Annotated in this window: 8 protein-coding genes and 1 tRNA gene; all 9 read right to left on the reverse strand. The window is 42.3% G+C overall.

Annotation, left to right across the window (positions count from 1 at the left end; all coding sequences use genetic code 11):
* Window positions 1-1,113: tyrosine-type recombinase/integrase (locus UYI_RS0130365; RefSeq protein WP_016870453.1), on the reverse strand; the 1,113-nt coding region annotated here is incomplete at its 3' end.
* Window positions 1,114-1,265: 152 nt separating this feature from the next.
* Window positions 1,266-1,338 (reverse strand) — tRNA-Ala (locus UYI_RS0130370).
* A 93-nt stretch (window positions 1,339-1,431) separates the two neighbouring features.
* Window positions 1,432-2,160 carry an HAD family hydrolase gene (locus UYI_RS0130375; RefSeq protein ID WP_016870454.1) on the reverse strand — a complete coding sequence of 243 codons (729 nt, stop codon included), beginning with the start codon at window positions 2,158-2,160 and terminating at the stop codon, window positions 1,432-1,434.
* Complete coding sequence (locus UYI_RS0130380; protein WP_016870455.1) at window positions 2,157-3,071, reverse strand: class I SAM-dependent methyltransferase; 915 nt, start codon at window positions 3,069-3,071, stop codon at window positions 2,157-2,159. The genes UYI_RS0130375 and UYI_RS0130380 overlap by 4 nt, the downstream gene beginning before the upstream one ends.
* An 88-nt stretch (window positions 3,072-3,159) precedes the next feature.
* A complete protein-coding gene (locus tag UYI_RS0130385) occupies window positions 3,160-4,665 on the reverse strand; it encodes a carotenoid oxygenase family protein (protein WP_016870456.1) in 1,506 nt (501 codons plus the stop codon).
* A gap of 174 nt (window positions 4,666-4,839) precedes the next feature.
* Window positions 4,840-6,285 (reverse strand): folate/biopterin family MFS transporter, encoded by a 1,446-nt coding sequence (locus UYI_RS0130390; protein WP_016870457.1) that lies wholly within the window; start codon window positions 6,283-6,285, stop codon window positions 4,840-4,842.
* A 192-nt stretch (window positions 6,286-6,477) separates the two neighbouring features.
* Window positions 6,478-7,674, reverse strand: a complete 1,197-nt coding sequence (locus UYI_RS0130395) for a beta-ketoacyl-ACP synthase (protein WP_016870458.1) — start codon at window positions 7,672-7,674, stop codon at window positions 6,478-6,480.
* Between the two features lie 166 nt (window positions 7,675-7,840).
* Window positions 7,841-8,656 (reverse strand): peptidylprolyl isomerase, encoded by an 816-nt coding sequence (locus UYI_RS0130400; protein ID WP_016870459.1) that lies wholly within the window; start codon window positions 8,654-8,656, stop codon window positions 7,841-7,843.
* Window positions 8,657-8,808: 152 nt separating this feature from the next.
* Window positions 8,809-9,378, reverse strand: a complete 570-nt coding sequence (locus tag UYI_RS0130405; RefSeq protein ID WP_016870460.1) for a photosystem I assembly protein Ycf4 — start codon at window positions 9,376-9,378, stop codon at window positions 8,809-8,811.
* Window positions 9,379-9,788: the final 410 nt, after the last annotated feature.

Raw genomic sequence — 9,788 nt, forward strand, 5'->3', positions numbered from 1 at the left:
ACTAAGAAAATCATGAGTTTCCGGCTGGTGGATTACGACTCCAGCATAGGAGTCGAGAAGTACTCTCACATCGTGTCCGGTCGATTCAGCAATTACCACTGGATTTTCACCTTGTTGAAGCCAATGAGAAATTAACGTAGAGCGAGTTGTGTAGGGTTTGCGGTAGGTCACACCTACTGATTGCAGTACTGTTTTCCATATTCTTTTACAAAAATTGTTATCGTTCATGGGAGCGCCCTTCGGTCCTGTAAACACTAAATCTTCAGGTTCCCAGTTGTCTCCACGTCGATTCAGTAAAATATCCTGAACTCGTTTAGAAAGTTTGACATATCTATCTTTGTCAGTCTTTGTACTTTTTCGTTTGCCTCTTACCAAGGTTTCTCCAATCCACATCACGGAGCAATCATCCCAGAGGTGTTTCCATTGCAGTCCGATAGCTTCTCCAGGTCTACAGCCAGTCAAAAACATGAATTCTACATAGTCTGCATAGTGACTGTAGTATTCGTGCTTGCGAAAACCTTCGAGAATTACTTCGCATTCTTCTTTTGTAAAAGGTTTGGGACGAGGTTTTTTAGGAACCTTTAGTCCTGTTAGTGTTTCCGTCCAAGGATTATTTTCGGGAAGGATCTTGTGTTTAATTGCCCAAGCCCAACAAGACTTTAAAACCGATAAGCGATCGCGGACTGTAATCGGTTTTTGTCGTTCAAGGAGAAATTTTTTAAATTTTTCGGTATGTACTTCGTTGATTTCGTAGGCTGGTTTGTTGTTGAAAACTTCTTTGAGATGGTCTGCGATAATTTTGTATTTGGTCAGTGTTTGAGCATCCAACTTACTGCGCCTGGTATCGGCGAATTTCTGCATTAATTCTGATGCGCTCAAACGGTCTGTTCTTTGTTCTTCCGGTTTGTACTTGTTGAGGGTGGTATCGAAGTTATTGCTAATCAGGTCATTGGCAATGATCGCTGCTTTACTGGTAGCTGCGTTACGAGCCGCTACTCCATCCGGTAGCCCTAAGTACAAATAGTAAGCTTTCCCTTGGTACAACCAGTACAGTCTCAGTCTGCCGTTACAGTTCTGAACCTTGACCAATTCTTTGCTTGATTTGCGTGGCATAGTTGCCTCGATTCTAGATAATCCTTATCTAGTAATTATCTAGGATTATCCTGATTTGCCGTATCTCAAGCTATAATTATTGACAATAGAAGCACCCAAATTTCTCTGTGAAAAATTACTGAAATGGTTGCTATATATGGAATTAAGGTTAATGGAGAATAGGAGACTCGAACCCCTGACCTCTGCGGTGCGATCGCAGCGCTCTACCAGCTGAGCTAATTCCCCAACTAGGTTGTTTGTTGTTTGTTGATTGTTGTTTGGGAATAATCAAAAAATACCCAACAACAACGAACTATCAACTACCAACAATTCCCTATGTTAACATTCACCTGCACTCAGTTGGCACTGGTTTTGTAAATATACTTCCTGTACACGTTCTAGTTCTAAATCAGTTAGATAATCTACAGTCCAGTTTGCTAGACGTTGAAGCATATGAAACGGGTAAGTATTCGCTACACCCACAACTTGCATCCCTGCGCGTTTTGCTGCTTGGATGCCAGCTGGGGTATCTTCAATTACCAAACACTCACTTGATTGTAAATCTAAATCTGGATAAGCTTGGTTAAGGCGTTCTACAGCTAACAAGTAACCATCAGGTTCTGGTTTACTAGTGATGATATCATCTCCAGCTACAATCACAGGAAAGTATTCAGTTAGTTTGGCACGTTCCAGAACAAGTTCTATTTCTTTACGAATTGCACCACTGACTAACGCTAAGTTTAACTTGCGCGATCGCACCTGAAATATCAAGTCATCTAAACCAGGATATAAAGGCAATTTTTCCAGCTTTTCTAATTCCAAAGCATATAGTTGTGCTTTCTTGATCAACAGTTGAGTTAAGTACTCTTGGGTAACAACACGACCACGACGAGTGAGTAAATCTTGAAAACAGGCGCGATCGCTTCGTCCAAGAGAAGCTTGACGTTCATCACTTCGTTGAGGTTGGAGGTTTTCTTGAATGAGAATCTCATCAATTAATTGTAAGTGGATGGATTTATCATTGATGATGACGCCATTAAAATCAAACAGAACTGCCTTTAAAGTCATGCCGTTGTATCAAAAGCTGGAGACGGGAAACCCTGTAAGTCATTGTTGTCTAGGATACTATCTGCTGATGTCGGAGTATCATGTTGCATCGTTTGCACAGTTTCTCCTGTTGTGGAAATCGGTTTGATACCGCTAGTCACCTGATTTGTCCACCATACGTCCTGAGTTTGTACTCCTGCAAATCCTGCTGCACCCATCCACGCATCCACACTGCCATTTGCATACTCACGAATATAAGGCTCTTCAAATACATTATTGAGCCATTCTATCTGACGTAGAGTCTTTTGATTACCATCCAAGACCAGCACTTGTCCGCCAACGCGTAATAAGCGAAATGCCTCCCGCAGAATTGCCTCAGAAATCGCTACTGGTGTTTCGTGGAACAACAAAGTTGCTGTGACTAAATCAAAAGAGTTATCAGGTAATCTAGTATCTTCTGCATTGCCATGTCGCCAGTGTATATGCAAACCAGCACTTTCGGCTTTATGAGAGGCCCTTACCAACATGTAAGGGGATAAATCCAAACCAATAACTTCGGCATCAGGAAAAGTCTGCTTGAGCATTAATGTTGTTGATCCTGTACCGCAGCCCAAATCTATTATGCGTTGCGGTACGACTTTGATCGCATCAATTAAAGCTTGACGTACCCAAGTTTCATTTGGTGGTAAAACGTATTGGGTAACAGCATCGTAAGTCACTGCTGCACCAGAGTTCAGATATCCACCTTTGATTCCGTGGAAGTTTTGACTGCTGTAGTAAGTAGGGATTGTAACATCAGCACGTCGAAAGCGATCGCTTTGTTTCTCCCAGTCCACACTCTTGGCGTAACGCTGTAACTCTTCTTCATTAATGAAAAGACGTACTACAGGCGACAGAAACCGCTCCCAGATTGTATTTTCACGAACCGCCATAAGATTTTTGAAATTTGATGAAATGTTAAGCACAAGGCAGAAGGGAAAAATCCCAACAGCCCTAGTTTCAAAGATTGGAATTTTACATTTAAACAAACACTTCAGGAGTAAAGTTACCGTGTAAACCATAGGGAATATGGTGTTTCAGATGTAGTCTTGCTACTGGCCCCTGGTTGAAATTACGACCATCTAAAATTACAACATCTGAGTGATCGCGACTAGCATCATAAACCAAAGCTAACACCCAACCATCGTCTTCCTTTTGAGAACCGGGACGGGGTACAAACACTGGTTCACTAGCAAAGCCTCTAGGTGCAGCACTCCACAATTGCCGTTCTCCTGACTCCAGATCCATCTTCAAAAACGCTTGCAAGGGAGCATTACCATTGGAAGCATGAGCAGCACCAATATACAAATAGCGATGCGATCGCCCAACTTTTTCAGGATGCAAAGTCGGAAATTCACAACAACGGCTTTCTAACAAGTTTCGCCGTACACTCTGATCTTGGAGATTGAGGTGAAAACGCCAGAGTTGCCCAGGCTTGAGAGCATCAAAATCAGTCTGTCGAAAGTCACTTTCTGGTTCAACTTCTGGTAGAGATTCGTAACAAATAGAGTCAATAATAATCTCGTTACCTTGCTCAAAAGCGTTGGCATGGTGAAAGACAAAACCAGATTGAGTTTCGAGAATTTGCACTCCCTTTCGTCTCTCCTGAGCAAGGGTTCTGCGAGGAATAATGATTATTCGCGTTGGTTGATTAGGTTGAAACTTAATACATTCGCCTGCACCACGCATTCCCAACGCAAAAGGTATGGGATTGAAAGTTACAGGATTATGAAAGAATATGCAGTAATTCGGGGTAATAGCAAAATCGTGGATGAAAGCGAAACCTGGTACACTATGGGCGTGCTTTCTAATAATCCTGCCTGTTGTGTCTAACTCAAAAATAGTAAAAGTTGTAGATAGCCCCGGCTTGATGGAAAAGTTTACTAAACAAGGTTTTCCATCATCAAATTCACAACTAGGATCAAAACGGGGATGGGCGCTAAAAGCTTCCCCTTCTGACAGCACACCGTTAAAGTACTCTTTGCCCAAAGTCTCTAATGTGTGGGGATCGAGGCGATGAGGTTCAGCTGCTTCCCAAAGAGCTAGTAGCTTATTACCCCAGTAGATAACATTTGTATTAGCAATATTTTTGAGCTTAAAGTCGAAGGCATTGGCTAGCCAACCACCTGGTTTTTGTGTGCCAAAAACACCCCGATAGAGAATTTTACCCGCTTTTTGTTCCTCTAAATACCCAGCAGTACGGACAAAGCGATTGCTGAAGTGGGCGCGACCGTTTGAAAATGTAATGCGGCTAATCATCCCATCTCCATCAAAGGGATGATGAATTGTTTGCCCATTTATATCTAATAAACCAGGGCCATTTCTGAACAACGTGCCCTTAAGTTCTGGTGGAATTTGCTCTTCAATATCATCTATCCAATAATCAAATTCTTGTTTTAAAGATTTATATCCACCTTGCCAATCATTACGGCTATAGGATTTTTTCGAGGTATAAGAAATTTGTTCTTGAGCTTCAAAAGTCTGCATGTCTTGAAATGGAATTGGGGACAAGGGAGACAAGGGGAACTCGGGGCCCCCGGTCCGGGGATTAGGGGACGAAGGGAGACAAGGAGGACAAGGGAAACAAGGAGGCAATTTTTCTCCCCATCGCCCCCCAACCCCACAAAGTGGGGACCCCTAGCCCCCCATCTCCCCATCTCCCTAATCCCTGGCTACTTCCGATTCTAGTTCTCGTAGCATTAACTCTGGCATCATATTTGGTACAAAAGATTCTTCATGATCTGGTACTGAGGCTGGTTGCAGATTCTTAGGTGTCTCGGTTTGAGAATCAGCAGCAGGCAACCAGTTGAGGAATGGTAGTGGTAATAAAGTACTGAGGTTAGTCAGAATTACTAAAAGCCAGAGGTTTTCAAAATTTGTTTCTGTAATTCCGAACCAATGCATTAATACTGCACCGAACTCGTAGGAAAGTAGTCCTGCTAAGTTAGTCACTGACATTAACAGGGCAAATAATGTTGCTTCGACTCCCAATGGACAAAGCCTGGCTGCTAGTACCAACACTGGCATATAGGCAATTTGTCCCATGACGGTGAGAATCAGGCTATCACCCAAACTAAACCAGTGATCATCGATGCCTAAGGCGCGGTTTGTGTGAGTTACCAACAGCAACATCGTCATTCCTAAAGCGGCTGAAAGAACAGTACTCCAACCAAAAATGACGCGAAAGGGGACGGTTTTGAGAAAACGTTGGAAGATCCAAATACCTACTAAGGAAGCAACGCTAGTTACTAAGCGGACTCGCCCTAAAAACTCTGGTTGAAAATGCAATTCGTTTGTAGTGAAGAAGAAAAATGCCGATTCCGCGGTTGGTGTAGCTTGCCAGATGAAGAGAAATGCTGTCGGTAGCCAAATAGATTTTTGAGTAATGGCTTGGCGCATTTGTCCCAGCTGATGCTGAATTGATCGCAAGTTGGTGTGATCATTTTCACTCTCATCTTTTTTACTCACAGGAGACTCGGCTATGAACCAAGCTACTGCTGAGACTATGAGGGGAAAAGACGCGGTAATCCCAAATACGGTGCGGTTACTAAAATGCTCTAAAAGCACACCGCTAAAGTAAGCAGTAATCAAACCACCAAAGGCAGAAGCGCCCCAGCATAAGGATTGTAAGGAGCCTGCTTCCGCTTGGGATTCTACTCTTGCTCGTTCAACAACTAATGAGTCAACGATGACGTCACTGACAGCAACAGATAAAGAACCAAGAGCAGTCGCTGCTGTTGCAAGTACAGGTGTGTGAACAATTGTGGCTAAGCTCACCCAAGAAGCCGCTCCGATTATCCCCGATAACACCAGGTATGGACGTCGTCGATAGCCAAAGATGGGGAAACCATCAGAAATGAAACCAAATAGTGGTTTGACTATCCAGGGTAGGGCGACTATACCCATCAGGGCTGATACCTGGGCTGGCGTTAACCCTAGTTCATCTTTGAGAAAGAAGCTGACGGCTAAACGTGCCAACCCCAAAATTCCTTGGACAAAGTAAACCGTAAGAATGGCAATTAACTCAGCAGTTGGTTCGTTGCCAAAAAAAATCTTTTCTTTTATTGATTCTTTGACCTTGGACAAGCCAGAGGAGGAAACCAGCATTAGATAAATATTTTTTAAGTTTTATCGACTTTTATTATCATATCTATTTTCTTTAAATGGCGTCTAGGAGGAGCATTTAGCGGTCAAAATCTGTTGAAATCACAGGGAAATTACAGATAAATGTGTAAAATTTAGTAATCAAAATTTTCGATATATTTATTTTTTAAATAAGATAAGTTGAATATTGAATTTTTATTTTTCTAGTGCTATCACAGCATTTTGACCTCCAAATCCAAAGCTGAAACACAGCACCCGTTGAACCTTTGTTTTACGTGCCTCTTTTACAAGATTTAAATCAAATTCCGGCTGTTTTAACCCTACACATGGCGGTAGTATTTGTTGCTGTAATGCCATGAGACAAAAAGCTATACCCAAGGCTCCTGATGCACCGATAGTATGTCCAGTAGCTCCTTTAGTAGAACTCACTGGTATGCTTTGCGGAAATAAATCTTGTATTATTTTACTCTCAATTTTATCGTTAATTTGCGTAGCTGTACCGTGGGCATGAATATAATCAATATCCTTTGGTGTGAGATGACTACGTTCTAAACATTGCTTAATGGCTGCGATCGCACTTTTGCCTCCTGGTTCTGGGGTATTGGGATGATATGCGTCCGTTGTTAAGCCAAAACCGAGTATCTTTCCATACACCTTGGCTTGACGCTGCTTGGCTGACTCTGCCGATTCCAACAGGAGTATTGCTCCCCCTTCTCCTAAAACTAAACCTTCACGGTGCAAATCAAAGGGATATGCCCCAGTTTTCGCCAAAGCACCCATCTGTTGAAAGCCAGTCAAAGTCAGAGGCGTGATTGCTGCTTCTGTTGCTCCTGTCAAGACTTGCTGACATTGTCCAGATTGAATGAGGAATGTAGCTTGAGCGATCGCCCAAATACCAGTAGCACAGGCTGCCATTGGTGCTAAAACAATGCCAGTCGCACCAATTTGTCTGGCAGCGGCGATCGCATTCATATGTGGTAAGGTGTCAAGCCAAAAAGAGATGGAGGGGTGTGAGGAGTGTGAGGGGTGTGAGGGGTGTAGGGGGAAAATATTTATCTCACTCCCCCCACTTTCTACCTCCAGATACATCCACCTCGCCATTTCTTCCCACGCTGCCTGATGACTGCGACTCGAACCAATGACAACGCCGCAATTTGGCAGAGGAGAAACTAATCCAGCATCTTGCAGGGCAGAAGCAACCAGTTGGTGAGTCAGTACTCCCACCTGTGCTGGTTGCTTGTCAATTAACCCAAGAGGACGTGGTTCTAATTCTGGAAATGGTTGATAGATTTGGATACCAGATTTACCTGCTAGTAATTGCTGCCAGCTATCTGCTAGGCTTTTGCCCAGGGCAGAAACTAGACTAATACCAGTAACAACGACTTCTACCAAGTTTGAATGATTGTTGGTTGTTGGTTGGTAATTGTTGGTTGTTAGTTGTTGTTTGGGGATTTACCAACCAGTAAACAATCACCAACAATGATTGTTGTTTGTTGATTGTTAGTAGTTAGTAATTGTTCAGGGATTTACCAACCAACTAACAACAACCAACTAACAACTAATTCTTGTTTTTCAAGTTTTCTGCGCCTTGGGTGACTTTGGCTGAGTCGATGCGATCGCCTTGTTGAATTTTGTTCACTACATCCATGCCTTCCGTAACGTAGCCAAATACAGCATAGTTACCATCTAGAAAACCCAAATCAGCTAAAGCAAAGTAAAACTGTGAGGAAGCAGAATCGGGCATTTGCGATCGCGCCATGGCGACTGCACCAAGTTTATGTGTTAACACAGGTGGTTGATTTATGCGAGCTGTTTCCAATGTTTTGCCATAGATGGGGGTTTCTGCTCCTTGCGGCTTAATTTCTAGGGGAATATAACGCTCAGTACCTGTTTTCGGATCAATAAAGCCACCTGTTCCTAACCTGTTGGCTGAAACTTTTGGATCTTTACTTTGGGGATCGCCACCTTGCACAACAAAAGGTTGTGGTTGACGTACAACTCGATGGAAAACTAAACCATCATATACACCCCGTTGTACTAAGTCTACAAAGTTACCAGCAGTAATGGGAGCATTAGTACCGTCTACTTCAATGGTAATTGGTGAACCTTTGACGGTCATTACCACGGTAGCTTTGCCTTCAAGTCTTGGTAAATCTTTCATTCCAGGAATAGCCTCTTGTGTAGCTTCAGATACAGATGTTGCATCTGTAGTTATTTCTGTAGTCGACTGTGTAGTTTTGTTAGTGCTTGCTTCCGTCGCTGTTGCTGAGGGGGATGAAGTCTCAGAAGATACTTTTTGTGTAGAACACCCACCTACCAGCAAGACACTGACAATCACAAATACAACTAAAAACTCCGAAAATTTTAACCGCATTAGCCAGTTCTATAGACTTAACCAATGTATCTTAGCTTCTGATTACGAGGATGGGTAACATTTGAAGGCAGAAGGCAGAGGACAGTTTGTGTATGTATAAAAAATATTATTTTCTTACACCCCTATACCTCTACGCCTCCACACTCCATTTCTTACAAACCTTCTAAAGGTACTCCTAGAAATTTAGCTAATTCTGCTCCCTGAATTTCAATGTCTTTTAAAGGCATCGGTTGACCAACTCTTGTCAAGGGGATATCTCGACGACCTTTAACACGCAAATAGATAGTACGACGAGGATTGAGACCTTCTTTGATCTGTAGTTTTACAGATTGTATATCTTGGGTGTTAAGGTCAATTTCAATACGACGGTTTTTGCCAGGAAAACCCCAACGGAATATTTTAGCTTTGCCTGTTTCCTGGTTAAACTCGTTGTATCCGCCACCTACATCCAATAAAATTACTGACCACAGATACAAGGCTAGGAGTAGACCAGCTACACCGTAAAATCCCATAACTAATCCTTGTGGGACAAAAATTAGTTGAGTTGGGTCGGTAACTATGAGTAAATTAACATGCAGGTAACTAGATAACGCCGCTAAGAAAAAACCTGTGGCGCCTAAAGTCACAACACTTGCCCACCAGTAGTTACTCAACCGACGTGAACCGAGAACCTTTTGATGCAAGACGCGTTCGTCTTTGTTGATGGTTGTTGATGTCGTCATGGAACTACCTTGGCGATTGATAAATTCCCTTTAAAAGTCTGCCACTGTCTATGGATCTATTGCAAGTTTCTTTTAAGATTTCTGAGAAAAGTTATGTCAGATTGTAAAATTTCTGATATTGATAATATTTAATAGGTCTGTGCTAAATACCTGATTTGCATATGTAAATCAGGCACAAAGCAAGATAAATATGGTAAGTTAAGAAGCATTAAGCAATTGCTAGCTAAATTGACAGCTGGCATTGTGGTTAATGACGCAACCCTGAGAAAAACTGACTGATTCAGCAGTAGTTTCTCATAAAATTCAGATGTATAACAGCATCTGTGATAGTGTCAAAAAAAACGTTAATTCCTCAATAACGTTGCAATTTTAGTAAAAAAGAGGATTTTAGTTCGATGACCATCGCAATC

Source organism: Fischerella muscicola PCC 7414, assembly GCF_000317205.1.
Lineage (GTDB): Bacteria > Cyanobacteriota > Cyanobacteriia > Cyanobacteriales > Nostocaceae > Fischerella > Fischerella muscicola.